The sequence below is a fragment of the Sphaerisporangium sp. NPDC049457 genome (assembly GCF_055586705.1).
The window spans coordinates 48,756-73,289 of sequence record NZ_JBVJHR010000004.1 but is presented as its reverse complement, the minus strand read 5'-3'; the positions used below and the strand labels follow the sequence as shown (position 1 = coordinate 73,289).

Sequence of the window (24,534 nt, the reverse complement as noted above, 5' to 3'; positions counted from 1 at the left end):
GCCGCCGCCCGTCCCGCGAGCGGCCACCGCCCGTCCCGCGCTCATCGAACGGAGGGACGCCCTCGCTCGGTCCCGGCCGGAGAGGGGTGCAGGGTGCGGTCGAGGCGGGTGGCGGCGTAGCCGAGGGTGGACAGGGCGGTGACGATCAGCAGGTCGCCCATGGCGAGCGGCTGGGTGCTGAGGAGTTCGCGGAGCGGCGGAAGGTAGAGTCCCGCCAGTTGGAGGATGAGGGCTCCGGCGACCGCGAGCAGCAGCGCGGGGTTGGCCGTCGAGCCGGGCCGGGTGCGGGAGCCGATGGCCACGCCGAGCTGGGTGGCGCCGAGGGCGAAGAAGGCCATGCTCTGCCACGGGCGTCCGGTCTGGTGTCCCCAGATGGCGACGCCCAGGGTGACGGCGGTGAGGACGACCGCGATCCGGATCACGCGTTGCCACAGGCCGGCTCCCAGGATGCTCTGGGTGGGCGGCCGGGGCGGTCTGGCCATGGAGCCGGGAACGGCGGGTTCGCCGCCCAGGGCCACGCCCGGCAGTCCGTGGGTGAGCAGGTTGATCCACAGGATCTGGGCGGGCAGCAGTGGGAGCGCGAGCCCGGCGAACGGGCCGAGCAGCATGACGGCGATCTCGGCCGCGCCGCCGGACAGCCCGTAGACGAGGAAGCGGCGGATGTTGGTGTAGACCCGGCGGCCCTCTTCGACGGCGGCGACCACGGTGTCGAGGTTGTCGTCGGCCAGCACCAGGTCGGCCGCCTGGCGGGCGACCTCCGTGCCGCGCTCGCCCATCGCCACGCCGATGTCGGCGCGTCTCAGCGCGGGCCCGTCGTTGACGCCGTCCCCGGTCATCGCGAGCGTCTCACCGCGACGGCGCATGCTCTGGATGATGCCGAGTTTCTGCTCGGGCGTGGCCCGGGCGTAGACAGTGGCCGGGTCCTCGCCCGGATCGCGGGTGTGCCGGCAGTCGACCACCCGGCCGCCGGCCTCCACGATGCCGAGGTCGGTGGCGATGGCGCGGGCGGTGCCGGGATGGTCGCCGGTGATGAGGACCGGTCTGATCCCGGCGCGCCTGCAGGCGGCGATGGCGGCGGCCGCGGCGGGCCGCGGCGGGTCCAGGATCGCGACCAGGCCCAGCAACCTCAGCCCGCGCTCCTCGACGGTGACCGGGACGTCGTCCAGGCGGGCGCCGGCGACGGCCAGCACCCGGTGGCCGTCCTGCGCGAGCCGCTCGGCGCGTTCGCGGGCGCGGTCGAGGAGCGCCGGGTCGCCGGCCAGGACGGTGGGACGGAGCAGCACCTCGGGCGCGCCCTTGCTGATCAGCCAGGCGCCGCCGCCGGGCAGCCGGTGCACGGTGGTCATGCGCTTGCGGCCGCTCTCGAAGGGACGCTCGGCGACTCGGGGGAACCGCCGGTGCAGCCCCGACCGGTCAAGGCCGAGTTTGGCGGCGGCGGTGAGCAGGGCGGCCTCGGTGGGGTCGCCCAGCGCCGTCCACCGCCCGCGGGCGTCCTGCGCCAGTCGCGCGTCGTTGCACAGTGCCGCCGCGGTCAGCAGCTCGGTGAAGGCCTCGGTGCCCGGCGTCCCGTCTGTGATGATCTGCCCGTCGGGGGCGTAGCCGGAGCCGGTGAGCCTCGCCTCGCCGGCCGGCGTCCAGATCGCTCGGACGACCATCATGCCCTCGGTCAGCGTGCCGGTCTTGTCGGTGGCCAGCACGGTCACCGAGCCGAGGGTCTCGACCGCGGGCAGCCTGCGCACGAGCGCGTCGCGGGCGGCCATGCGGCGGGCGCCCAGCGCGAGGCTCAAGGTCACGACCGCGGGCAGTGATTCGGGCACGGCCGCCACCACGAGGCTGATGGCGGTCACGACCATCAGCTCGACCGGCTGGCCGCGGACGAGGCCGAGGGCCATCACGATCACGCACAGCAGGACGGTGACGCCGGCCAGCATGCGGCCGACGTCCGTCAGCCGTCGCTGGAGCGGAGTGAGACCGGCGCCTTCCCCCATCATGGACGCTATGCGGCCGGTCGCGCCCGCCGTCCCGACCGCGGTGACCACCGCCTGGCCGCGCCCCCGGACCACGACGGTCCCCGCGGACACCTCCGTCCCGGTGCCTTTGTCCACCGGGACGGACTCGCCCGTCAGGGCCGACTCGTCGATGAGCAGCGCGGCCGACTCCACCACCTCGGCGTCGGCCGGGACGATGTCCCCCTCGGCCAGCACCACGACGTCACCGACGACGACGCCGGCCGCCGGGACCTGCGTCTGCGCGCCGTCGCGGATCACCCGCGCGGACGGTGCGGTCAGCTCCGACAGGGCGGTGATGGCGCGGTCGGCGCGGAGTTCCTGGGTCACGCCGACCGAGGTGTTGACCACGATCACGAGCAGGATCACGGCCATGTCGGTCCAGTCGCCCGTGGCCAGGGTCAGCGCCGTCGCCACGAGCAGGACGAGGATCAGCGGGTCGCGGAGCTGGGCGGCGACGCGCCGCCACAGCGGGACGGGCGGTCTCCGGGGAAGCAGGTTCGCCCCGTCCCGTTCCAGTCGCGCGGCCGCCTCCGCGGACGACAGGCCGGACACGACGGCGGTCGCGGTGACATCCTCCCTGGCCATGTGCGGCCCTCCTGGTCGGTCTGGTCGGAGCGGGTCATGGCCCGCAAGGCCAGTCTTCACACGGCGGTGAGCTCTCTCCCAGGGACGAAGGTCCCCTCCGACGGCACGGTCCGGCCCCGCGGCCGGCACAGGACCACGGACCTGGCCCCATGCTCACGGACAGCGCCGAAGGCCTCCCGGCCGCCGCCGCCCTTCGGTGCCGCGAGTAGCGTTTGGGGTAGATTCGCAGGTAGATGTAGGTATCCGTCGTTCTCGCAGCGGAGAGCGCGGATTCTGGTCACAGGGCGCCGCACGGCGTCTTGACCGGCCAAGGCTGGACATGTTCGTCCGATGTCCGAGGAGGCCGAGGTGATCACGAGACGTGAGTTCCTGAGGGCCGGGGCGGCGGGCCCCCTCCTCCTGGTCGCGGGGCGGCCCTCCGGCCCGGGATACGCGGCGACCCCGGCGGGCCTGCTCGACCCGGTGACGATCGCCAAGTACGTCGCTCCGCTCGCCGTACCTTCCGTCATGCCCGCCGTCTCCACGACCGCCGATCCCGCCGATCGGTACCTCATCGGGGTCCGGCGGTTCCGGCAGCAGATCCTGCCTCCGGGGAGCCCCGCGACCACCGTCTGGGGGTACGGGTCGGTCCGGCACCCGTGGACCTTCAGCTCTCCCGCGCTCACCGTGGAGGCCACGGTCGACCGGCCCGTCGTGGTGACGTGGATGAACGAACTGACCGACGGCCGTGGCGATCACCTGCGACACCTGCTGCCGGTGGACCCGACGCTCCACTGGGCCAACCCGCCGGGCGGCGCGTTCGGCCGCGATTCGCGTCCCGCCTTCACCTCCACCCCCGGCCGCTACGAGGGGCCGGTGCCGATCGTCACCCACCTGCACGGAGGACGCACTCACGAGGACAGCGACGGATATCCGGAGGCCTGGTTCCTACCACGGGCGAGGAACATTCCTCGCGGCTATGCGACCGAAGGCTCCATGTACGCGACCTTCGCCGGCGGCTTCGAAGCCAGGGGCGGCGCGTCCTGGCGTCCCGGCACGGCGGTCTTCCACTACGACAACGACCAGCCCCCCACCACGATGTGGTATCACGATCACGCGCTGGGCGTGACCAGGCTCAACGTGTACGCGGGGCTGGCGGGGTTCTACCTGCTGCGCGGCGGTCCGGCAGACCTGCCGGCTCCGGCGCTGCCGGGGCCGGCGCCGCGGCAGGGCGATTCCGCCGGCACCCGGTACCACGAGATCCCGATCGTCATCCAAGATCGTTCCTTCCTGGCCGACGGCTCGCTCCACTATCCGGGGAGCCGCAGAGAGTTCGACCGGATCGCGGGACCCTACGTCCCGCACAGCGATGTGCCGCCGATCTGGAATCCGGAGTTCTTCGGCACCGCCATGATGGTCAACGGCCGCACCTGGCCGTACCTGGAAGTGGAGCCGCGCCGTTACCGGTTCCGCTTCCTCAACGGCTGCAACGCGCGGGTTCTCGACCTGAAGATCGTCACGCGGCCCGACGCGAAGCGCCCTGCGGCCCCGTCCCTGCCTTTCTGGCAGATCGGCTCGGACGGCGGCTTCCTGCCGGAGCCCGTCGAACTCGGCAGGCTGCTGCTCGCTCCGGCCGAGCGGGCCGACGTGATCGTCGACTTCGCCCGCATGCCCGAGGGCGCGGGCCTCTACCTGATCAACGAAGGCCCCGACGGACCGTATCGCGGGGACCCGGGGGCCGCGCCGGCCGACCCGGCGACCACGGGGCAGGTGATGAAGTTCGTCGTGCGCGAACCGGTGGAAGGCGACCTCAGCGAGCCTCCCGACCGGCTCACCCTTCCCGCGTTCACTCCTATCGGCCCCGCGACGAAGACGCGCAAGGTCGCCCTGCTGGAACACGTCTCGCGGACCGTCGCCGGTGGCCCGCCGACGATGGCGTTGCTCGGCACCCTCGACGGAGGAGAGAGGGCGATGATGTGGTCCGCCCCGATCACCGAGACCCCCGCGGTGGGCGCCACCGAGGTGTGGGAGATCCACAACCGGACGATGGACGCGCATCCCATCCATGTCCACGAGGTTCAGTTCCAGGTCGTCGACCGGCAGCCGTTCAACGGCGACGCCCGGTCCCCTGAGCGGTGGGAGACGGGGCTCAAGGACACGGTGGTCGCCCGTCCCCGCGAGATCACCCGGATCAGGGCGACGTTCGACCGGGCGGGCCTGTTCGTGTGGCACTGCCACCTCCTCGAACATGAGGACAACGAGATGATGCGCCCCTACCGCGTGCGGGGCTGACATCTCCGGCCGGGAGCGCGGCCCGTCGAAGGGAAGGGGGGCGATGCCGTGGGAATCGGGAGAGCGTCGCCTGGCGAGGGCGGTGCGGACCGTTCCGAAGGGTTCGGCGAACGGCTGCTGGGCGACCTGCTGGACCTGACCCACCGGTTACCGCCCCAGTCGATCGGCCCGCTGGCCGCCGGGCAGGTCGGCGAACTCGGCGGTCGCGAGGCCGCGATCCTGCTCCAGGACTACACGCAGGAGTGGCTGGTGCCGCTGCCGGGAGACGGGCTGTCGGCCACGGAACCGCAGCCGATCGACGACTCCGCCGCTGGAACCGCCTTCTCGCGGGCCGCCTGTGTCGAGGTGCCGGGGCCCGGCGGCGTGCGGGTGTACGTGCCGTTGCTGGACGGGAGCGGCCAGATGGGCGTGCTGGCGTGCACCCTCGACGCCGTCGACGACGACGCCCGGCGGTTGCTGCGCCGGCTGGGCGTCGTGGTCGCCGGCCTGATCGCCGGCAAGCATGCCTACACGGACCGCTTCTTCCAGGTGCGCCGTCGTGAACCGATGGGCGTGGCCGCGGAGATGCAGTGGTCGCTGCTGCCGCCGCTCGCGATGTGCGCTCCGCGGGTGGAGGTGGCCGGAGCGCTGGAGCCGGCCTACGACATCGCGGGGGACAGCTTCGACTACGCCCTCAACGGGGACGTCCTGCACGTCGCCGTGTTCGACGCGATGGGGCATGACCTGCACGCCGCGACGATGGCGGCCGTCGTCGTCGGGGTCTTCCGGCATGCCCGGCGGGCCGGCGTCGGCCTCGCGGAGAAGTACGCGCTCCTGGACCAGGCGATCGCCGGCCAGTTCGGGCTCGATCAGTTCGTCACCGGCCAGATGATGCACCTGAACGTCGCCACGGGACGCGTGGAGATGGTCAACGCGGGCCACCCGGCGCCGCTGCTGATCCGCGACCGCGGGGTCGCCGGCCAGTTGGAGGGGCCGACGACGCTCCCGATCGGGTTCGGCGGACGTCCGCCGCACGTCTGCGAGTTCACGCTGCGACGCCGTGACCGGGTGCTGTGCTACAGCGACGGCGTGGTCGAGGAGCACGAGCCGGGCGGACGGACGTTCGGCCTGGAACGGCTTATCGACTGCGTCCAGCGGATGGAACGGACGGGGAAGGGGGCCCGGGAGGCGGTGCGGTGGCTGTCCCAGGTGCTCAAGAAGGAACGGCGCGGCCGGACGAGCGACGACGCCACTCTCCTTTTGATCGAGTGGCGCGGAGAGACCGGTGACGGGGACGACGCACCGCCCCGGCGGGTGGAGACCGAGCACTCGCGGCGACGGTAGCCGCGGCGGTTCGTCGCGGGGGAGCCGGCCGTCCTGATGAGAGGATCCGAGCATGCGAGCGATCACCGTGCGAGACCGCGACGCGGGTGCCGGTGGCCTCGGCCTGACCGACGTGCCGTACCCGCACGGCCCCCGCCGCGCCCCCGGAAAGACGATCATCCAGGTCGCGTCCTAGGAGATCTTGCGGCGGTAGGTGGCCATGGCGAAGGCGTAGGCGACGATGAGGAGGCCGCCGCACCAGGCCAGGGCCGTCCAGATGCCCGTGCCGACCGGCTGCCCGGTGAACAGGGCACGGATGGCGTTGACGATGGAGGTCACCGGCTGGTGCTCGGCGAAGGCGCGCACCGGGCCGGGCATGGTGGCGGTCGGCACGAACGCCGAGCTGAGGAACGGCAGGAAGATGAGCGGGTAGGAGAACGCGCTCGCGCCGTCCACGGACTTGGCGGTGAGGCCGGGGATGACGGCGAGCCAGGTCAACGCCAGGGTGAACACGATCAGGATGCCGGCGACCGACAGCCAGGCGAGCACTCCGGCCCCCGAGCGGAACCCCATGAGCACGGCGACGAGCACGACGACCACCAGCGAGATCACGTTGGCGACCAGCGAGGTCAGCACGTGCGCCCACAGCACCGACGACCGTGCGATCGGCATCGACTGGAACCGTTCGAAGATGCCGCCCTTCATGTCCATGAGCAGCCGGACCGCCGTGTAGGCGATGCCCGAGGCCACCGTGATGAGCAGGATGCCGGGCAGCAGGTAGTTCACATACGAGTCCGACCCTGTGTCGATCGCGCCGCCGAACACGAAGACGAAGATCAGCATCATGGCGATCGGCATGATCGTGGTCGTGATGATGGTGTCCACGCTGCGGGTGACGTGCCGCAGGGATCGCCCCAGCAGCACGGCGGTGTCGCCGAGGAAATGCCTGCTCATCGCGGTTCCTTACTCTTTGTGCCGACATTTCGGTCATTGCGGGCGTCGCCGTTCCCGTCGCCGGCGCCGACCAGCGTGAGGAAGACGTCCTCCAGGGTCGGCTGCTTCTCGACGTACTCGACCTTGACGGGCGGGAGCAGCCGCTTGAGCTCGGCCAGGGTGCCGTTCACGATGATCCGCCCCTGGTGCAGGATCGCGATGCGGTCGGCGAGGTGCTCGGCCTCCTCCAGGTACTGCGTCGTGAGCAGCACCGTCGTCCCCTGGCCGGCGAGTTCCCTGACCGCCTGCCACACCTCGATGCGCCCCTGGGGGTCGAGCCCGGTGGTCGGCTCGTCCAGGAAGATCACCGGCGGATCGCCGATGAGGCTCATCGCGATGTCCAGGCGGCGGCGCATGCCGCCCGAGTACGTCGCCACCCTGCGCGCGCCGGCATCGGTCAGCGAGAAGCGCTCCAGCAGGCCATCGGCGATCTCGCCCGGGTTCCTCAGGTGCCGCAGCCGGGCGACCAGCACGAGGTTCTCCCGCCCGGTGAGGATCTCGTCCACGGCCGCGAACTGCCCGGTGAGGCTGACCGACTCCCGCACCTCCGCGGCCTGCGCGGCGACGTCGAACCCGTTGACGCGGGCCGTCCCCGCGTCCGCCCTGAGCAGCGTGGACAGGATTCGCACGACCGTGGTCTTGCCCGCCCCGTTCGACCCGAGCAGGGCGAAGATGCCGCCCCGCGCCACCTCGAAGTCCACGCCGCGCAGCACCCGCAGTTCCTTGTACGACTTCTCCAGACCCTGCACCTGGATCGCCGGGCCCTGCCGTGTCGTCATCACGCCGTCCCGTCTTCTCGTGCGGTGTCCTCGCCGGCCGCTCGCGCGATCGTGCTGGAGAAACGGTTCCGCTCGCGGGTCCGGTACTGCCCGAGCGGATAGTTGGCCATGAACGCCTCGACGAACTCCACGGGGTCCTGCCCGAAGATGTCGCGGATCGGGATCCCGTCCGCCGCGCTCTGCTCGAACAGGTCGGCGAGGTCCTCGTACATCGACAGCGCGCCGGCGCCGTCCGCGGGCCCGAAGTGCATCAGGTAGCGCTCCAGCCCTTCGACCGCCATGCGGTAGTTCTCGGGCAGCCGCTTTATGCGCGCCTTGTACCGCCGGTAGCGCCGCTTGTCCTCCAGCGACCCCGTGAGCACCTCCAGATACCGCGGATAGCGGCTCTTCTGCTCGTCCATGGCCATGGTCACTCGCCCCCTTCGCGAAGCTGTTCGAGCCTCTCGGCCAGAAAGCTCCAATTCGTCCAGAACTCGTCGAGGTACTCCCGCCCTTGAGCGTTGAGGGAGTACACCTTGCGCGGCGGCCCCTTCTCGGACGGGACCTTCCGCACATCGACCAGGCCGCGCTGCTCGACCCTTACCAGCAGCGCGTAGATGGTGCCCTCGGCGATGTCGGAGAAGCCCTGGTCGCGCAGCCACGCCGTGATCTCGTAGCCGTACGCGGGCCGTGCGCCCAGGATCGCCAGGACGATGCCCTCCAGCGTTCCCTTGAGCATCTCCGTCAGCTGCTTGCCCACGAACACCCCTTCCAGGTACTCCGTGTCGCTAGCTACCGGTACAAAGTAACACTGACTACCGGTACCTAGCAACACCGAATACCTAAGGCGCGCGTCGGCAGCGAGCAGGGCGCCACCATCGGCAGGACGGTTCTTTCAGGGGGCATGAACCGGAACGGTGACCTCCCCGGCGACGACGGGCCGGGGGGTCACCGGTCTGAAGTGCCTCACTCCGCCTGGGGAGGGAGGTCTTTGATCCACTGCGGGTCGGCGCTCACCTTGCCGACCTTCGATGCGCCGCCCGGTGAACCCAGCTCGTCGAAGAAGTCGACGTTGGCCTTGATGTAGTCCTTCCACTGGTCGGGGACATCGTCCTCGTAGAAGATGGCCTCGACCGGGCAGACCGGCTCGCACGCACCGCAGTCGACGCACTCTTCGGGATGGATGTACAGCATCCGATCCCCTTCGTAGATGCAGTCGACGGGACACTCTTCGATGCATGCCTTGTCCATCACATCAATACAAGGCTGGGCGATTATGTAGGTCACGGGACGCTTCGCTTCCTGGCTTCGTGCGACGGCCGACGTCTCGATATCACAGCGTGGACGGCCGCGCGCTTGAAGATCGCGGCCGCCCACGGGCAGATCAGCACTCGCAGTGGTCATCCTTGGAGCCGGACTTCACCGTGCTCCCGACGGTGGCCGTGGCACCGGCGTCCACGGCCGGCTCCGTCCGCCGCACGGCGCGGCCGATGGCCATCGCCTCGATGAACTTCCAGGCGCCGGGCATCTTGTCCTCTTTGAGCTCGACGATGTCCAGCGACGACTTGTTCAGGGTGTCGATGGTGGGCCGGTTGCAGTGGCACTCGTTGCCGAACCAGTACCAGCCGAGCTGGACGATGTCCTGACGTCGCGCGATTCGCGGGTCCCGGTTGCGCACGTGCTCCAGGAAGAGGTACTGCCCGCCGGGCTTGAGCACCCGTTCGATCTCCTTCAGCACGACGTCGGGGTCGCGCACCGTGCAGAGGATCATGGCGGCGGCCACCGTGTCGAAGCTGGCGTCCGGATACGGCAGCCGTTCCGCGCCGGCGACGGTCACCTGGACGCGCTTGGGGTAGTCGCGGACCTTCTCTTCGAGTTTCGCGACCATCGGGGGGTATGGCTCGGTCAGGACCAGTTCGGTGACCGCGTCCGGGTAGTGCGCCAGGTTGAGGCCGGTACCCGTTCCCAGTTCGATCGTCCGGCCGTACGCGGGGGCGAGCATCTCCGCTCGCTTCTGCGCGAGACCGTACCTCTCTACCTTGGACAAGAAGGCGTCGTACAGTCCGGCGAAGACGTACCTACCCCAGGTGGCGTCGTAGGCTTTTCTCAGAACATTTGCCATGTCACTTCTCCGCGATAGTCGCTGAATTGCTACCTCTTCATGGAACAGGGGGCACGAGCAGGGTTTCTTTGTCAGGTGTCGTCGCGTCTTTCCACCGTGTGCGGCCTGGGCGTCCGATGATGCGTGTCTCCTCCGTCATCACGGGCGCCGGGTTGAATGTTCGCTTCGCATGGCCTCCGAACTGGAATCGCGCATGACGAACAGCGGCGCCCGCGCCACGCTCGCCGATGCGGTGTACTCCGTTTCTCCCGATAGAGACTGGATGTCTTCCTGGACGGAGAGTAGTCTTGCCGTTGAAGTTGGCTTCAAGTCAACCCCTGGGGGATCGGTGAACGATCGGTTGATGCCAATTGGCGAGATCGGCAGACTGTCCGGGATGGCGACCTCGGCTCTTCGCTACTACGAACGGTGCGAGCTGATCGCGGCAGGTACGAAGATAGGCGGGCGCCGGCACTATCCCGCCTCGGTACTGCACCGGCTGTCCGTTATCAAGGTCTGTCAGAAGATCGGCTTCAGCCTGACCGAAATAGCCGAGTTGCTGAACGGCAACCTCGCGCTGGACGGGGCGTGGCGCAGGGTCGCGTTGACGAAGAAGTACGAGGTGGAAAAGCAGATCAAGCAGCTCATGGGGCTGATCGATCTGATCGACTGCGCTCTCGGATGCGATTGTCCGGCGCTGTGCGACTGTCCGCAGATGGGACCCGGGGGACATCTCGCCGCCGGTTCGCCGGACCATGACCGGCACAGCGGCTGCCTGGCGGTCCACAGCTGGCAGCAGGGAGCCTGACCTCATCCAGAGGTGTCCGCACCCTGGGAAACTCCAAGGGTGTGCGGCCGTGCCGGCCGCCGTTATGAGCCGTAGCCGGTACGTCTATCGGGTGTCCCGATCCTCGGGCGCTCACTTTGAGTGACCGGTCGACCCGGGAGTCGGCTCGACTTAACGGGGTTCAAACAAATGTCGGACGCCCTCGCGTCGTGCCATTGCGGAACTCGTGGCGCTGTTCTATCTTGATGATCTATCGCGCCTTTGTCGCCGTCACGGGACAGTCTCCAGCATCGATTGTGCCGGACTGAGTCGTCTGCAGGCCGGGCAATATTAGCGCACGGGCGGTAATTCGCCGTCCGCCGGCAGGGGTCTTCCAATTCTCCTTTCCGGCCTCAGCGCATCATCTCGCTGTTCACAGCCGTCGATCCCGGGCCGCCGTGCCTGACGAACATCGACTGGAGTGCGACATTGTTACGCAATGATTCCGCAGCATTGCCGGGCCCCGGTCCGGAAGTCTCCGCCATCTCGGTATTTCCCGGACGCAGCCGCCTGCCCGTGACGTCGTCGTGGCTGACCGCCGTTCTCGTCGCCACGGGTGGCGCCCTCATGGTGGTGGTCTCTCTCGGGGCCATGGCCACGGAAATCGGAAATGTGTCCATCTGGGTATGGGTGGCGACGGCCGCCATCGGAGGAGCGCAGTGCCTCCTGGTCGCCGAACTAACCGCGCGGTTCCCGGAACGCGCGGGCGGAACGGCCCAGTACGCCTTCCGTGTGCGCCCCGCCGGATCGCCGACGCTGGGCGCGCTGTCCGCATGGTGTTACTGGTTCGCCTGGACGCCGGGGATCGCGGTGAACCTCATCCTGGCGGCGACCTTTCTCAGTGACCTGATCCTTCCGATGGTCCCCCCGGTGGTGCTGGCGTTCGCCATCGGCGCGGCGCTCTACATCGTCACCGCGATGGGCCTCAGGCTGTCGACCGTGATCAACGGCGTCCTGGCCGTCGTGGCCATCGCCGTCATCGCCGTGATCGTGCTCGGGCCGGCGCTCCAGCCGCGGGCGTTCGACCTCGCCCAGGTTCTTCCGCCGAAGATGCCGGCCACCGCCGGGGACGGTCTGTCGGACCACCTGGCCTTGATCGCGAAATGGGCGTTCGTCGCCACGTGGTCCTCCTACGCGGCGGAGATGGCGTCGACCGTCTGCGCGGAGATCAAGCGGCCGGAACGGGTGATGAAGCGCGTGATGTCGGTGTCGGCGATCATCTGTTTCGTCGCCTTCTCCGCGGTGCCCATCGCTCTGTTCGGACTCGTCGGGGTCGATGGGATACAGGGCGATCCGTTCCAGGTCTTCGCCAACGCCGGCGACCTCCTCCTGGGGCCGGCCGGCAGGTTGCTGGTGGAGCTGGGACTGACCGCGGTCCTCATTCTCGGCGCGGAGACGTTCATCATCGGGTCTTCCCGAACGATCTACCAGATGTCGCAGGACGGCCATCTGCCCGCCCCATTCGCCAAGATCAACAAGCGCGGGGCGCCGGTGGGGTCCATCGCCTGGGACGCGGTCGTCATCGGGATCATGCTGCTGGTGTTCGGCACCGATGTGGTGAACGTCGTGGCCGCCGCGAACTTCGGGTACCTGATCGTGTTCGTCCTGATGCCCATCGCGTACCTCGTCCTGCGCCGGCATCCGGGAGGTCGTCCCGGCAGCTTCAGGCTGGGGAAGCTCTTCGTCGTCGTGGCCGTGGCGCTCTCGGCGGTGAATCTGGTGATGCTGGTCTTCGGCGGCCTGCAGTGGGGCTGGTCGGTGACCGTCATCGGGCTCTGCGTCAGCCTGCTCATCGTGCCGATCTCCTTCGTCACCCGGCGCCTCGCCGTACGAGGCGCGGTCGCACCGATGACGGACCCGGCGGTAACGCCACTGTGACGCGCGGGCGTCGCGTGCCCGTTCCGACCGCGGCACGCGACGTCCCCCTAGAGAGGAGATCGCCATGGGCGACCCGGTCATCTCGTTCAGCACGGTGCTTCCCGAGGGCATCGACGCGGTCGCCAGGGGCGGGATCGCGGTCAGCCAGGCCAAGTTGCCACCGGAGTTGCGCGAGGTACATCGGCGGATCCTCCGCCGCTTTCTCAGCACAGGACGCGCGCCGTCCGCGGACGATGTGCGAGACCTGGCGCGCGACGCCGGGCTCGATTTCGAGTACGTGGTCGACGAGCTCACGGTCGCGGATCTCGTCCACCTGGATTCCCGGCATGAGAACGTCGTCATCGCCTATCCGCTGTCCGCTCGGACATCGCCGCACCGCGTCACCGTGGACGGGGGTCCCAGGCTGGCCGCCATGTGCGCCGTCGACGCGCTGGGCATCCCGATCATGGGCCGGGTGAACGCGACCATCACCTCCCACGATCCCCTGACCGGCGAGGAGATCCAGGTGAGGTGGGATGGCCGGCAGTGGTCGTGGCACCCCACAGGGACCGTCGTCCTGCTCGCCGCCGCGCAGTGCGACGGGCCCATCGCCTACGCCTGCCAGCACACCGAGTTCCACGCCTCCAGAGCCCTGGCCGAACGCCATCTGACCGCCCACCCCGAACACACGGGCAAGGTGCTGAGCCAGGCCGAGGCCATAGCGATCGCGGGCAACGAGTTCGGGCCGCTGCTCGGTCCGGACGCGGAGGGCCCGTTCGAACCGGACCACCACCGTCACTGATGGCCGAGCGGAAGACGGCCGCCGGAAGACGTGTCGCCAGAGCCGTGGCCGGCCTCGCGTGCGGGGTCGGCTGCGCCGCGCCTCTGCTGTTCGCCGCGGGCGTGGTGGGCGGTGGGCCGGCCCCGGCGCTGGGCGGCTGGGCGGTGCCGGTCGAGATCTCGGTCATCGTGCTGGCGGCCGTGGTGTTCATCCTGCCGGCCCTGCTACGGGGCAAGGACTACCACAGGAGCGTGAGGCGTAAATCGTGAGCCGCGACGTAGACTCCAGAAGTATGGGATCCACGCAGCCCGGTTCGGTGGGAATGACGGTGGCGGCGCTGGCCCGCACGGCGGGCTCCACGCCGGACACCGTCCGCTATTACGAGCGAGTGGGCCTGTTGCCCGCCCCGCCTCGCAGCGGTGCCGGATACCGCCGCTACGGGGTGGACGCGGTGGACCGCCTGCGGTTCATCCAGGGCACGCAACGGCTGGGGCTGCGACTGAGCGACATCGCCGACCTGCTCAGCATCAGGGACACCGGCACCTGTCCGTGCGGGGACGCGGCCGTCCTGCTGCGCAAGCGCATGGACGAGGTGCACACCGAGATCGAGCGGTTGTCGTCGCTGCTCGCCGACCTCGAACACATGGTGAACCAGCTGCCGAGCCAGGAATGCCCGGATCCCGAGCCCGGAGTGTGGAAGCCGCCTGCCGCGGCGACGGCCTGACCGATCAGGGGCCGATCAAGGGGGGCTCGACCGATCAGGGGTGAGCAGCCGCCGCAGCGACTCGTCGAAGCCGGAACGGTCGTCGAGGTTGAAGAAGTGACCTCCCTCCAGGACGGTGTGCTGGAAATCGCCCGCGGTGTGCCGGGCCCAGCCCAGCATCGCGCCGGCGGCGTGCTCCCGGTCGGACCGGCCGGCATAGGCGCTGATCGGACAGCTGAGCAGCGGTGTGGCGCGGAAGACGTACTCGTCGGTGAGCTGGAAGTCGGCGCGCAACGCCGGTAGCAGCATCTGCCGCATGTCCCGGTCGCCGGCGATCTCCGGTGCGAGTCCGCCCATGTCGCTGACGACGTCCCAGAGCGTCTGGTCGGACAGCGAGTGCCGGCCCCGGCCACGGACGCACTCATGCGGCGCCTCCATGCCCGAGACGATCAGGCGCCTCGGGGGCATGTTGTACGCCAAGGAGAACAACCGTGCCATCTCGAATGCGATCAGCGCTCCCATGCTGTGCCCGTAGAGGACGAAGTCGCCGCCGAGCCGCGAGCGCAGGACGGGCGCCAGTGCGCGGATCAGCGGACGGACGTCGGTGAACAGGGGTTCGCCGAGCCGGGTCTCCCGGCCGGGAAGGCGGACGATGAGCGGCCGCACGGTCTCACGCAGGGAGAGCGCCAGTCGCCGGTAGGCGGCGGCGCCGGCTCCGGCGTGCGGGAACATGACCAGGACGGGCAGCGAGGCGGACGCGCCCGCGTCGAGCAGCCAGTCGCCCCGCGCCGCACGACCGCTCCGCCCCACGGAGTCGAGCTCCTGCCCGCCTGCCGGCATCTCCGCGTCCCTCACGCGCCGGCGGTCGCGCGTACGGCCAGCGAATCCTTCATGTACTGGTCCCGGCACACCTGCCGCTGCCGCTTCCCGGACGTCGTCTTGGGAAGCGTGCGGGGCGCCACCAGCACCACGTCGCGCGGGGTGTAGGACAACTGGCTGGCCAGGGTGTCCCGTACGGTGAGCGCGAGGTCCTGTGCGGCGGCGTCGCGCAACGAGGTCTCGGCCACCACGACCATGTCCTCGCTGCTGGGCAGCGAGAAGGCCATGACGTTGCCCAGCCGGATGCCCGGGATGCGTTCCGTGGTGAACTCGAAGTCCTCGGGATACAGGTTCCGCCCGCCGACAATGATCATGTCCTTCTGCCTGCCGCAGACGTAGAGGCGGCCGTCGATGCAGAAGCCCAGGTCACCGGTGATGAGCCGCTGACCGCTGTCGAGGATCGGCGTCGGGTGCGGACCGCCGTCGGGCGTCCAGTACTGCGGCACGACTCCCGGCCCCCGCACCCTGATGGACCCGACCCGGCCCTCGGGCAGCGGCCTTCCCGCGTCATCGGTGATGGTCACGGTGGTGTCCAGGACCGGCGTCCCGCAGTCGACGAACGTGCGTCCCGGCAGTTCCGGGTCAACCGCCTGGGCCAGTCCGTCCTCCAGGGCGAGTCGGTCCACCGTGACCGTGCGATAGCACTCGTCGTGCCGGCCCAGGGTGACGGCGAGCGTGGCCTCCGCCAGGCCGTAGGACGGGGCCATCGCGGTCGGAGCCAGCCCGTACTTGGCCGCTGACGTCATGAACTGGTCGAGCACCACCGGGTCGATGGGCTCGGCGCCGTTCCACGCGATGCGCAGGGACGACAGGTCGTAGCGGCCGCGGCCGAGCGACAGGTAGTAACCGGCCAGTCCGAACGCGAAGTTCGGCGCCACGGTGGCGGCGCCCCGATAAGTGGAGATCGCCTCAAGCCACGCGCCGGGCCGCGCCCTGAACGTCTGCGTGTCCATCACGCAGGCGGTCAGCCCATGGACGATGGCGCCGGTGAGGAAGATGATGCCCATGTCGTGGAAGAGCGGCGCCCAGGTGACGAAGCGCTCGCCGGGCGCCAGGTCGCCGGTGGCGAAGATGGCGTGGGAATTGGCGACGAGTTGCCCGTGGCTGACCGAAACGGCTCTGGGCACGGCCGTGGTGCCCGAGGTGAACTGCAGCAGCGCGGGCTCGTCCGGTCCGGGCACTGGAGGGAGCGCGCCGGGCGAGCCATCGGCCAGCGATGGGAAGTCCACCACCGGGACGGAGGACGCGTCCGCCAGCGCGGCCGCTGTCGAGGGATCGGTGACCACCAGGCCGGCGTGCGCCGCCTCGACGCGGCGGGCCAGAGCGAGCGACAGGTCGTCCCGGTCGCCCCGGGACGCAGCCGGCAGGACCGTGACCGCGGCGCCCGCCCGCCAGATACCGAAGATCGTGACGATGATGTCGACCGACGTGCGGCCGAGCACGACGACCCGGGTACCCGGGCCGACGCCGAAACGGTGGTGGATCGTCGAGGCCACCCGCTCGGCACGCTCCCGAAGCTCGGCGAGCGTGACGCGGGTGGGCCGGAGCTCGTCGTCGAGGTAGATGAGATGGCGGTCCGCGGGCTGGGCGGCGAGCTGGTCGATGAGCGAGAGCTGCGTCCTCATAACATGATCACCCTTGTCATCCATGTCCGAGCCACTGCCGCAGAACCTCGGCCCCAGGCGGTACGGCCAGCGAGGCCGGTTCACCGAGGATCTCGGCAGCGATCACGTGGCCGATCTCGTGCGGCAGATCGGCCGCGCACGGGGTGCAGGCGACGAGCAGCCGTCCATCGACGACGCCCGCCAGGATTTCGAGCCGTCCACTGTGCGCCTCGCCGTCCGGCGCGAGGCCTGGATGGTCGGCGCTGAGTGACAGCCCGAGCGGCGTCCAGAGGGCGTCCGCGTGCCCCAGGTAGTTCACGAGCACGGGCGCCGGGGCGGCCCGTACCTCGGGGTCGGCGAACCAGGCGAGAGTCTCGTAGTGCCGGCCCGCGGCCGGGACGCTCGCGCGCGCCTTGGCCACGACCTGGACCGCGTCGCCGGCGGGCAGGTCGAGCAGGGCAGGGACGTCCAGCGGCCACCGGGTGGACAGACGGCCGATGATCCGGGCGGGGTCGAGCGCCGGGGAGTCCAGGTCCCGGCCGTGCGCGTCGAGGTCGACGCGGACGCCGTCCTGGCCGGTGCGCCGGCCGACGGCGCGGGCGATCGCGGTGAGCAGGTGGTCGACCACCGAGTTCGTCGCCAGCAACCGGCTCGTCGCACGACGATCCAGCGCGATCATCGCGGTGCCGCGCGTCTGACCGTCAAAGCACGTCAGCGGGGTGTCGCGCTCGGCGAGCCCGCGCCAGTACGGCAGCTCGGCGCGCACGTCGTCAGCGGTGGCCAGCGAGCGCACGTGGTCGGCCCAGCTCACGATCGAGCCTGAGGGGGCCAGTACGGCTTCCCCGGTCGCGAGGACCTGGCGGTGGGCCGACAGCAGGTCTTCGCAGAACACCCTGCACGAGTAGTTGTCCATGATCAGCTGATTGGCGACGATGAGCAACTGCTGTCGCGCGGTCGTCTGGAAACAGGCGACCTGGAACAGGGGTGGCGCGTCGAGCCTGATCGAGGACTGCAGACGCAGGCACGTCTCGGCCACGACCCGCGAGGCGTCCGCGCCGGGCACGTCGGTGAGGTCCACCCAGGTGAGCGGGGCCGCCAGTTCGTCCGCCGGGCTGACCGCGCCCGTCCAGCCGGGCGGGCCGCCGCCGAAGGACAGCCGAAGCCCGTCGTGGTGACGCAGGACGGTACGCAGTGCGACGCGCAGCGCCGTCTGGTCCAGCGGCTCGGGCAGGTCGAAGAGCAGGACGTAGTTGTGCCGCTCCGGGTGTTCCCACTCGGACAGCAGTGCCATCTGCCGTGGGAGCAGTGACGGTTCACCGTCTCCGCTGGGTGGGCCGGCGGGTACTTCGGGGCGGGCGATCGCGGCGAGTGCGCCGATGGTCTGGTTGGCGAAGAAATCCCTGGGTGAGATGCGCAACCCGGCCGCGGCGGCCTTGGCGATGACCTGCAACGCCAGCAGCGAGTCACCGCCGAGCGCGGTGAACTCCGTGCCGGTGTCGACCTGCTCCGTCCCCAGCACCTCGGACCAGATCGCGGCCAGGATCGCTTCGTTCCCGGCGTTCCGCTCAGGGAGAGCCTCCTCGCCGGGCGCGCGCGACATCGCGGACGGTGCGACGGCCGAGGACGACGCGACGGCCGAGGACGGGCGCCTGTCCGGCGCGACCACGGAGCGCTCCCACTCCGACGGCGGGTCCGTGCCGAGCCCCTCCACCACATGGACGTACGCCTTGAACATCGCGTCGACGTCCCCCTCGGGGAACAGCTCCTCGACGAAGTCCCAGTTCAGCACGAGCTCGCCGGCGTACTCGAACACCTGGTGATCGATGTGGACCTGCGGGGTGTGCACGATTCCGGCCACCATCTCGCCGAGCCCGGCCACCGCCGCGTCGAAATCGACGCCGGCCGAGTCGAGAGCGCTCGTGAACACCACGGGCATGCTCGCCCGCGCGGGGCCGTGCGACCGGGCGATCTCTCGCATCACCCGGATGCCGCTGAATTCACTGTGATCGAGATCGCGCGCGAGCCGCCGCTGCAACGCTCTCGCGCGTTCGGCGAACGGATCCTCCGGCCGCTGGTCCACCTGCAGCAGGGTCACCGTGGTGAAGTCGCCGATGACCTCCGCCGCTTGGGGATGAACGGGGAGCCGGTTGTTGATCGTGACGTTCAACGTGAAGGACGTGGCGGCCGACCAGGCGGCGAGCACCTCGGCGTACGCGGTCGCGAGCGCGACCGAAGGGGTCACCCCATGCCGTGCCGCCGCCGCCCGTAGCCGCCGCCACGCCGCCGAGCCGAGGCGGTGCGTCCGCCGGGCGAAGTGCGGTTCCGCGACCTCCGCCGGGTCGGCGGCGAGGGTCAGCCGGGGCGCCGGCGGCAGATCCGGTATGCGGGCCGTCCAGTAGTCGCGAGCCCGCTGGTAGCGGGGCGTGCCCTCGATGCCGGCCATCGCGTGCTGGTAGTCGCGGAAGGTCAGCTCCAGTTCGGGCCGGTGGCGGCCGGGCGCCGAGTACCGCTCGCTCAGCTCGGCGAAGAAGGCCGCGACGGTGCCGCCGTCGGCGATGAGGAGGTCCAGGCTGACGTGGAGCCGGCTGAAGCCGCGCAGGCGGCTGACCCGGACGGTGAACAGCGGCCACTGGGTGGGATCGAACATCCGGCCGCTCGTCTCGCGGCGGACCCGGTCGAGCTCGGCCTCGGCCCGCGCCCGGTCGAGGTGGCGCAGGTCGGCGACCTCGACGGTGTACGCGGGCGCGCCCGGGAGCACGTGCCACTTCCCGTCAGGCCCGACAGTGGCGCGCAGCATGTCATGGCGGCCGATCATGTCGCGCAGTGCCGCGGTCAGCCGGGCGTCGTCCAGTTCGTCGGCGTTCAGCTCGACATAGAAGGACGCGGCCACGTTGCCGAGGTCGAAGAAGCCGTTCCGCCCCAGCAGGTAGGCCTGCTGGAGGTCGGTCAGCGGGAATGGGGCGTAACGGTCCTCTGGCGCGGGCACGACGACGGGAAGCCCGGCGGCGGGCTCCCCGCGCTCCCCGGGCTCCCCGGGCTCCCCGGTGCTCCCGGACGGCCGCCGGCCACGGGCGAGGTCCGCCAGCTCCGCGATCGTGGGATGGGCGAACACCTCGTCGACGGTCAGGGTGAGCCCGGTTCCGGCGGCCGCCCGCACCATGCGCACCGCGAGCAGGGAGTCCCCGCCCGAGGTGAAGAAGTCGTCGTGCACGGATGACGGGACGACGCCCAGCACCTGCCGCCAGGCGACGGCGAGCGCCTTCTCGACCGTGTCACGCGGTCCGGCGTCGTCCTGCGCCGGCGCACGGCCATGTCCGCGCGTCGCGACGGCGCGCAGCCGGGTCAGGTCGATCTTGCCGTTGCCGGTGAGCGGAAGGCTCGCCAGCACGACCACCTCGGCGGGCACCATGTACGCGGGCAGGATCTCGCCGACGTGCCGGCGCAGCGCGTGCGGCAGGGCGGCGACGCGCCGAGCGGCCAGAGGGTCGTTGACGAACCGCGCCGGGTCGGCGGGTGCGGGCGCGACGGAGGCGTAGGTGCGCGCCGCGGCCGCTCTGTCATGTCGCGACGCGGTGAACACGGCGTCGAAGTCGCCGGCCCGCGCGTCGGGACGGTAGAAGAAGTCGCACTCGTAGCCGTGGTCCTGTGCGATCTTGAGCAGTTCCGCAGGAGACACGCCGTCCACCGGATGCCGGTCCCGCCGGATGAGTTCGGCGCATTCCGGCAGCGACATGGCCGCGGCCTCGGGATCGCCCAGCAGGCCGGCCCAGGCGCCGTCCCACCGGAGCCGCCGGTTCGGCACGTCGCGCACACAGACCGTCCGCGGCCCGCCGGACAGGGCCCGGTCGAGCTCCGTCATCGTCTTGTCGAGCCCTGACCAGGCGACCGTCGCAGAGAAGGCGATCGGCTCCGTGGCCTCGCGGAACAGCAGGACGTCGTACCGGTAGTCCGCCATTTCGGTGCGATCGCGACCCGGCCGCGGCAGCACCGCCGTCCCGCGGTCCAGACAGCCCCAGAAGAGCCGCGGATCGACGACGAGCTCGTTCTCGGTGAAGTTCCGCTGCTCCACCCGCCGGCTCACATCCCGCATCCGGTCGTCCGCCTCGGCGCGCCGTCGTTCGACCGCGGTGTGGAAGGCCCGCAGCAGGCGCAGGTCCCGTACGTCTCCGATGTACACCAGCCCGCCGGGCCGTACGGCGGCGAGTGCTCCTCTTACGACGTCCAGCAGGTAGGAGGTGGAGGGGAAGTACTGGAGCACCGAGTTGATGACGACGCAGTCGAAATGCTCCTGCGGGATGTCCGAGAAGTCGGTCGCTTCGCGGGGGAGCAGCGTCACCCGCGCGTTCGTCCCCATGCGGTCGACGCGTCCGCGAAGGTCGGCCAGGGTCCGCTCGGACAGATCCGTGCCCAGGTATTCGACGCACTCGGACAGCAGCCCGGTCGCGATCAGTCCGGCGCCGCACCCTATCTCCAGGACGCGGCGGGGCTGGTGCGCGAGCACGCGCCGCACGGTGACCTCGGCCCACGAGCGCATGTCCTGCTCGCTGATCGGCCGGCCGGTGAAGCTGTCCGTCCAGCCCGCGGTGTCCGTGGCGGAGCCGGTGCGCAGCGAGTCGAACACCTCCCGCCACTCCGTGACCTGCGCCCGCGCCGTCGCGTCGCGGTCGTCGTCCCGGTTCGGACGCACGGTGACGAAGGACACGAGCCGGTTGCCTTCGGTGACGGCGACCGCGCGGTCGACTTCGGGATGGCTGGTGAGCGCGTGCTCGATCTCGCCGAGTTCGACGCGATATCCGTTGAGCTTGACCTGGCCGTCCTCCCGGCCGAGGAACTCGATGAGCCCGTCCGGGTGGTACCGGCCGAGGTCTCCGGTGTCGTACAGGCGTTCGCCGGTGTGCGGATGGACGATGAACCGCCGGCCGGTCTGGGCCGCGTCTCCCCAGTAGCCGCGGGCGACGCCGATGCCTCCGATGAAGAGCCGGCCGGTCGCCCAGTCAGGGCGCGGTCGTAACTCGTCGTCCAGGACGTGGAACGTCTGGTTGGTGAGGGGCGTGCCGTACGGGATCGACTTCCAGGAGGGGTCAGGCGCCTTGATCGGGTGGTGGATGGACCAGATGGACGCCTCCGTCGCACCGCCGAGGCTGATGATCTCGATATGGTCGTGTTTCAGCGCTCTGATGCGCTCGGGAAGCGTCACCTCGATCCAGTCGCCGGACATCAGCACGAGCCGCAGCGGCGCCAGTGCGCGCAGGGCGGGCCACGCCTCGCCGTAGGTGACGTACATCTGCATGAGAGCGGGAACGGAGTTCCAGATCGTGATGTCGTGATCACGGACCAGCCGCGTCCAGCGCTCGGGGTCGCGGCCGGCGTCAGGCGGGGGCAGGACCAGCGTTCCACCGGCGGCGAGAATCCCGAAGATGTCCCACACCGACAAATCGAAGCTCAGGGACGACAGCCCCAGTACGCGATCGTCTCGCCCGACGCCGAACCGGGTGTTGATGTCGGCGATCGTGTTGGCCGCGCCACGGTGGTCGATCATCACGCCCTTGGGTTCGCCGGTGGAGCCGGAGGTGAAGATCACGTAGGCCAGATCCGTGTCGCTCTGCACGTCATCGAGCGGAGAGTCGTCCACGGCCGCCCACGGGCGAGGGTCGTCGACGGCCAGGGCCGTGATGTGCCGGGGCCAGTCGAACCGGTCGAGCACGGCCTCCTGGGTGAGCACGAGGCCGGCTCCGCCGAGGTCGAGCAGCCGGCGAACGCGTTCCGGGGGAAGCGACGCGTCGATGGGCAGGTAGGCCGCACCCGCGTAGAGGATCCCGAGCGCGGCGGCGACCTGCTCCCAGCCCTTGTCCATGACCACCGCCACCAGGCGGTCGACGGCGGCGCCGGAACCGCGCAGGCGCCGGCCGATCCGGCACGCGAGCCGGTCGAGGTCGGCGTAGGTGAGGGTCCGGTCGCCGCTGATCACCGCAGGGTCGGATCGCCGCTCGGTCAGGGACGGGCCGAGGCGATGCAGGAGCGCGTGGGGAGCCGGGCCGCCGGTTCGGTTGACCTGCTCGCGAACCGCCGCCTGACCCGGGGGGAGCGGCACCGCCGCGGGCGAATCCCACGCCGGAGCCTCACCCGCCAGCCGCTCGACCAGGTCGCAGTAGGCGGTGAACATCTCGTCGAGCACACCGGGCGCGAAGGCCTCGTCCACCGTGTCCCAGGTGATGTGCAGAGCGCCGCGATGTTCGAGGACGAGACACTCCAAGGACAGTTGAGGCGCCTGGGCGAGGGTGTAGTCGATGCCGGTGAGCCACTCGGGAGCGAAGTCGTCGCTGAAGCCGGCGCCGACGAAGGTCGAGAACACCACCGGTACGACGGCGGCCGCCGGGCCGGTCTTGCGCGCCAGCTCGCGCATCACGCGGACCGCGCTGTACTCACGGTGATCGAGGTCCTGCCACAACTGGCGCTGCACCTTCCTGGCCTGCTCTGTGAACGGGCCGGCCGTGGACTTCACTTCGAGCAGCGTCAAGGTCGTGAAGTCGCCGATCACCTCGCGCACCTGCTCGTGCACGGGCCGGCGGTTGTTCACCGTGAGGTTGAGCGTGAACTCCGCGGACCGCGACCAGCGGGCGAGTACCTCGGCGTACGCCGTGGCCAACGCCGTCGAGGGGGTCACCTCCCGGTTCGCGGCATGGCTCTTGAACGCTCGCCAGGCCGACGGCCGGAGAACGTGGTGCCGGCGATGGAACCGCGGGGCGCGGATGGCCGACAACGGTGCGGCGAGCGGGAGTTCGGGCGCGGGAGGCAGGTCCGCCAGCCGGTCCATCCAGTACTTCCTGGCGCGTTCGCGGCGCGTTCCCTGCTCGGCCCGCTCGACCGCGTTCTGGTAGTCGCGGAAGGTGAGCCGCAGTTCGGGCCACTGCCGATCAGGGTCCGCGTAGCGGCCGGCGAGCTCCTCCAGCAGCCGCGCGAACGAGGCCCCGTCGCAGATGAGCAGGTCGACGCCGATGTGCAGCAGCCCCCGCCGATCGTCCAGCCTGGTCGCCCGGACGTCGAACAGCGGCCACTTCCCGACATCGCGCCGCCTGCTCGTCAACTCGGTCCGCAGCGCCTCCAGCCACGAGTCCTGTTCCGCGGCGGGCACGGCGGTGAGGTCGTCCCTGATGACGTTGTACTCGGGCACGTCGGCCAGCACCTGTTGCCGGCCGTCGTCGAGCACGACCGCGCGCAGCATGTCATGGCGGGCGATCGCGGCGCGCAGCGCCTGTTCGAACCTGTCCACGTCCAGGTCGGTCGTGCCGAGCTCGACGTAGAAGGCGGCATCGACGTTGCCCAGCTCGTGGGCATGGTCCCTGCCGAACAGGTAAGCCTGCTGGACGTCGGTCAGGTCGAACGGGTCGAACCGTGCGTCAGGTTCGGCCGGCACGTCGAACGACGTGACGCTCGGTGCGGTCGCGATGTGGGCGAGGAGCCGTTCGGTGAGATCGGGCAGGCTGACCCCGCCGACGAGATCGGCGAGGGGAAGGCTCATGCCGAGGGCCGCGTCGAGCACGGCCTGCAGATGCGCGGCCTGCAGCGACTCGACGGGCATCGCCCGGTGCCGGGGGATCGCCGTGGGAGGCTGGTCGGTGATCGCGGCCAGCAGGTCGGCGAGGCCGTCGGAGAGCAGTCCCCGGCGTTCGTGTGGTGGGATGCCCGCCTCGGCCCTGAGCATCAGCGTTTCGATGGCGCTGTGCACCGCCTGTCTCGTCCGGTCACTCATCCTTGTGCCTTTCCGGAGTCAGGAATCTGCCGCGAGCGTCGTTGCATCGGTGTCGTCGTTCACTTGGCTGACGAAGGCAGCGCTGGTGCTCCACCTGTCTCGGCCAGGCGCCCTT

The 24,534-nt window shown here is 70.3% G+C and carries 18 protein-coding genes; 8 read left to right on the top strand and 10 right to left on the bottom strand.

Translation table 11 applies throughout. From position 1 onward, the window contains the following. Positions 1-41: 41 nt before the first annotated feature. Complete coding sequence (locus ACZ6QO_RS07990) at positions 42-2,594, bottom strand: cation-translocating P-type ATPase (protein ID WP_465848768.1); 2,553 nt, start codon at positions 2,592-2,594, stop codon at positions 42-44. Between the two features lie 348 nt (positions 2,595-2,942). Between ACZ6QO_RS07990 and ACZ6QO_RS07985 the strand changes: the two genes are divergently transcribed. The 3 genes from ACZ6QO_RS07985 to ACZ6QO_RS07975 are packed head-to-tail and all read left to right on the top strand — an operon-like array spanning position 2,943 to position 6,363. Then, positions 2,943-4,865: a multicopper oxidase family protein gene (locus ACZ6QO_RS07985; RefSeq protein ID WP_465848766.1), complete on the top strand. Its 1,923-nt coding sequence runs from the start codon at positions 2,943-2,945 to the stop codon at positions 4,863-4,865. A 48-nt stretch (positions 4,866-4,913) separates the two neighbouring features. Beyond that, positions 4,914-6,188, top strand: a complete 1,275-nt coding sequence (locus tag ACZ6QO_RS07980; protein ID WP_465848764.1) for a PP2C family protein-serine/threonine phosphatase — start codon at positions 4,914-4,916, stop codon at positions 6,186-6,188. A gap of 52 nt (positions 6,189-6,240) precedes the next feature. After that, complete coding sequence (locus tag ACZ6QO_RS07975; RefSeq protein ID WP_465848762.1) at positions 6,241-6,363, top strand: hypothetical protein; 123 nt, start codon at positions 6,241-6,243, stop codon at positions 6,361-6,363. On the opposite strand, the gene ACZ6QO_RS07970 is transcribed toward ACZ6QO_RS07975, so the two are convergent. The 6 genes from ACZ6QO_RS07970 to ACZ6QO_RS07945 all read right to left on the bottom strand — a co-directional run bounded on the left by ACZ6QO_RS07970 (position 6,360) and on the right by ACZ6QO_RS07945 (position 10,040). After that, positions 6,360-7,121 carry an ABC transporter permease gene (locus ACZ6QO_RS07970; RefSeq protein WP_465848760.1) on the bottom strand — a complete coding sequence of 254 codons (762 nt, stop codon included), beginning with the start codon at positions 7,119-7,121 and terminating at the stop codon, positions 6,360-6,362. The genes ACZ6QO_RS07975 and ACZ6QO_RS07970 overlap by 4 nt on opposite strands. Then, positions 7,118-7,939 carry an ABC transporter ATP-binding protein gene (locus ACZ6QO_RS07965; RefSeq protein WP_465848758.1) on the bottom strand — a complete coding sequence of 274 codons (822 nt, stop codon included), beginning with the start codon at positions 7,937-7,939 and terminating at the stop codon, positions 7,118-7,120. Before ACZ6QO_RS07965 ends, ACZ6QO_RS07970 begins: the two co-directional genes overlap by 4 nt. Then, complete coding sequence (locus ACZ6QO_RS07960) at positions 7,939-8,346, bottom strand: DUF1048 domain-containing protein (RefSeq protein WP_465849176.1); 408 nt, start codon at positions 8,344-8,346, stop codon at positions 7,939-7,941. The genes ACZ6QO_RS07965 and ACZ6QO_RS07960 overlap by 1 nt, the downstream gene beginning before the upstream one ends. Before the next feature lie 2 nt (positions 8,347-8,348). Next, positions 8,349-8,678, bottom strand: a complete 330-nt coding sequence (locus tag ACZ6QO_RS07955) for a PadR family transcriptional regulator (protein ID WP_465848756.1) — start codon at positions 8,676-8,678, stop codon at positions 8,349-8,351. Positions 8,679-8,884: 206 nt separating this feature from the next. Further along, on the bottom strand, positions 8,885-9,205 hold the full coding sequence (gene fdxA / locus ACZ6QO_RS07950; protein WP_465849174.1) for a ferredoxin: 321 nt from the start codon (positions 9,203-9,205) through the stop codon (positions 8,885-8,887). A gap of 97 nt (positions 9,206-9,302) precedes the next feature. Beyond that, a complete protein-coding gene (locus tag ACZ6QO_RS07945; RefSeq protein ID WP_465848755.1) occupies positions 9,303-10,040 on the bottom strand; it encodes a class I SAM-dependent methyltransferase in 738 nt (245 codons plus the stop codon). A 169-nt stretch (positions 10,041-10,209) separates the two neighbouring features. Here ACZ6QO_RS07945 and ACZ6QO_RS07940 point away from each other — a divergent pair, with 169 nt between their 5' ends. From ACZ6QO_RS07940 to ACZ6QO_RS07920, 5 genes are all read left to right on the top strand, one after another. After that, positions 10,210-10,827, top strand: coding sequence for a MerR family transcriptional regulator (locus ACZ6QO_RS07940; protein ID WP_465848753.1), 618 nt, complete (start codon positions 10,210-10,212; stop codon positions 10,825-10,827). A 534-nt stretch (positions 10,828-11,361) separates the two neighbouring features. Beyond that, positions 11,362-12,723 carry an APC family permease gene (locus ACZ6QO_RS07935; protein ID WP_465848752.1) on the top strand — a complete coding sequence of 454 codons (1,362 nt, stop codon included), beginning with the start codon at positions 11,362-11,364 and terminating at the stop codon, positions 12,721-12,723. Between the two features lie 64 nt (positions 12,724-12,787). Next, positions 12,788-13,504 (top strand): organomercurial lyase, encoded by a 717-nt coding sequence (gene merB, locus ACZ6QO_RS07930; RefSeq protein ID WP_465848750.1) that lies wholly within the window; start codon positions 12,788-12,790, stop codon positions 13,502-13,504. Then, positions 13,504-13,752 (top strand): hypothetical protein, encoded by a 249-nt coding sequence (locus tag ACZ6QO_RS07925; RefSeq protein ID WP_465848748.1) that lies wholly within the window; start codon positions 13,504-13,506, stop codon positions 13,750-13,752. Before merB ends, ACZ6QO_RS07925 begins: the two co-directional genes overlap by 1 nt. A 23-nt stretch (positions 13,753-13,775) precedes the next feature. Beyond that, positions 13,776-14,207, top strand: coding sequence for a MerR family transcriptional regulator (locus ACZ6QO_RS07920; protein WP_465848747.1), 432 nt, complete (start codon positions 13,776-13,778; stop codon positions 14,205-14,207). 15 nt (positions 14,208-14,222) lie between these two features. Here ACZ6QO_RS07920 and ACZ6QO_RS07915 read toward each other — a convergent pair whose 3' ends face one another. From ACZ6QO_RS07915 to ACZ6QO_RS07905, 3 genes are read right to left on the bottom strand one after another with little or no spacing between them, the layout of a single operon-like run. After that, entirely contained in the window at positions 14,223-15,026 is an 804-nt protein-coding gene (locus ACZ6QO_RS07915; RefSeq protein ID WP_465848746.1) for a thioesterase II family protein, read from the bottom strand. Positions 15,027-15,037: 11 nt separating this feature from the next. Then, on the bottom strand, positions 15,038-16,690 hold the full coding sequence (locus tag ACZ6QO_RS07910) for an AMP-binding protein (RefSeq protein ID WP_465848744.1): 1,653 nt from the start codon (positions 16,688-16,690) through the stop codon (positions 15,038-15,040). Between the two features lie 16 nt (positions 16,691-16,706). Further along, positions 16,707-24,419 carry an amino acid adenylation domain-containing protein gene (locus ACZ6QO_RS07905; RefSeq protein ID WP_465848742.1) on the bottom strand — a complete coding sequence of 2,571 codons (7,713 nt, stop codon included), beginning with the start codon at positions 24,417-24,419 and terminating at the stop codon, positions 16,707-16,709. Positions 24,420-24,534 lie beyond the last annotated feature (115 nt).

What these genes read in the sequence shown, in the direction of transcription:
- ACZ6QO_RS07990 (WP_465848768.1), bottom strand. Translation starts at nt 2,594, where the DNA reads ATGGCCAGGGAGGATGTCACCGCGACCGCCGTCGTGTCCGGCCTGTCG.
- ACZ6QO_RS07975 (WP_465848762.1), top strand. Translation starts at nt 6,241, where the DNA reads ATGCGAGCGATCACCGTGCGAGACCGCGACGCGGGTGCCGGTGGCCTC.
- ACZ6QO_RS07970 (WP_465848760.1), bottom strand. Translation starts at nt 7,121, where the DNA reads ATGAGCAGGCATTTCCTCGGCGACACCGCCGTGCTGCTGGGGCGATCC.
- ACZ6QO_RS07965 (WP_465848758.1), bottom strand. Translation starts at nt 7,939, where the DNA reads ATGACGACACGGCAGGGCCCGGCGATCCAGGTGCAGGGTCTGGAGAAG.
- ACZ6QO_RS07960 (WP_465849176.1), bottom strand. Translation starts at nt 8,346, where the DNA reads ATGGCCATGGACGAGCAGAAGAGCCGCTATCCGCGGTATCTGGAGGTG.
- ACZ6QO_RS07945 (WP_465848755.1), bottom strand. Translation starts at nt 10,040, where the DNA reads ATGGCAAATGTTCTGAGAAAAGCCTACGACGCCACCTGGGGTAGGTAC.
- ACZ6QO_RS07940 (WP_465848753.1), top strand. Translation starts at nt 10,210, where the DNA reads ATGGCCTCCGAACTGGAATCGCGCATGACGAACAGCGGCGCCCGCGCC.
- merB (WP_465848750.1), top strand. Translation starts at nt 12,788, where the DNA reads ATGGGCGACCCGGTCATCTCGTTCAGCACGGTGCTTCCCGAGGGCATC.
- ACZ6QO_RS07925 (WP_465848748.1), top strand. Translation starts at nt 13,504, where the DNA reads ATGGCCGAGCGGAAGACGGCCGCCGGAAGACGTGTCGCCAGAGCCGTG.
- ACZ6QO_RS07920 (WP_465848747.1), top strand. Translation starts at nt 13,776, where the DNA reads ATGGGATCCACGCAGCCCGGTTCGGTGGGAATGACGGTGGCGGCGCTG.
- ACZ6QO_RS07915 (WP_465848746.1), bottom strand. Translation starts at nt 15,026, where the DNA reads ATGCCGGCAGGCGGGCAGGAGCTCGACTCCGTGGGGCGGAGCGGTCGT.
- ACZ6QO_RS07910 (WP_465848744.1), bottom strand. Translation starts at nt 16,690, where the DNA reads ATGAGGACGCAGCTCTCGCTCATCGACCAGCTCGCCGCCCAGCCCGCG.
- ACZ6QO_RS07905 (WP_465848742.1), bottom strand. Translation starts at nt 24,419, where the DNA reads ATGAGTGACCGGACGAGACAGGCGGTGCACAGCGCCATCGAAACGCTG.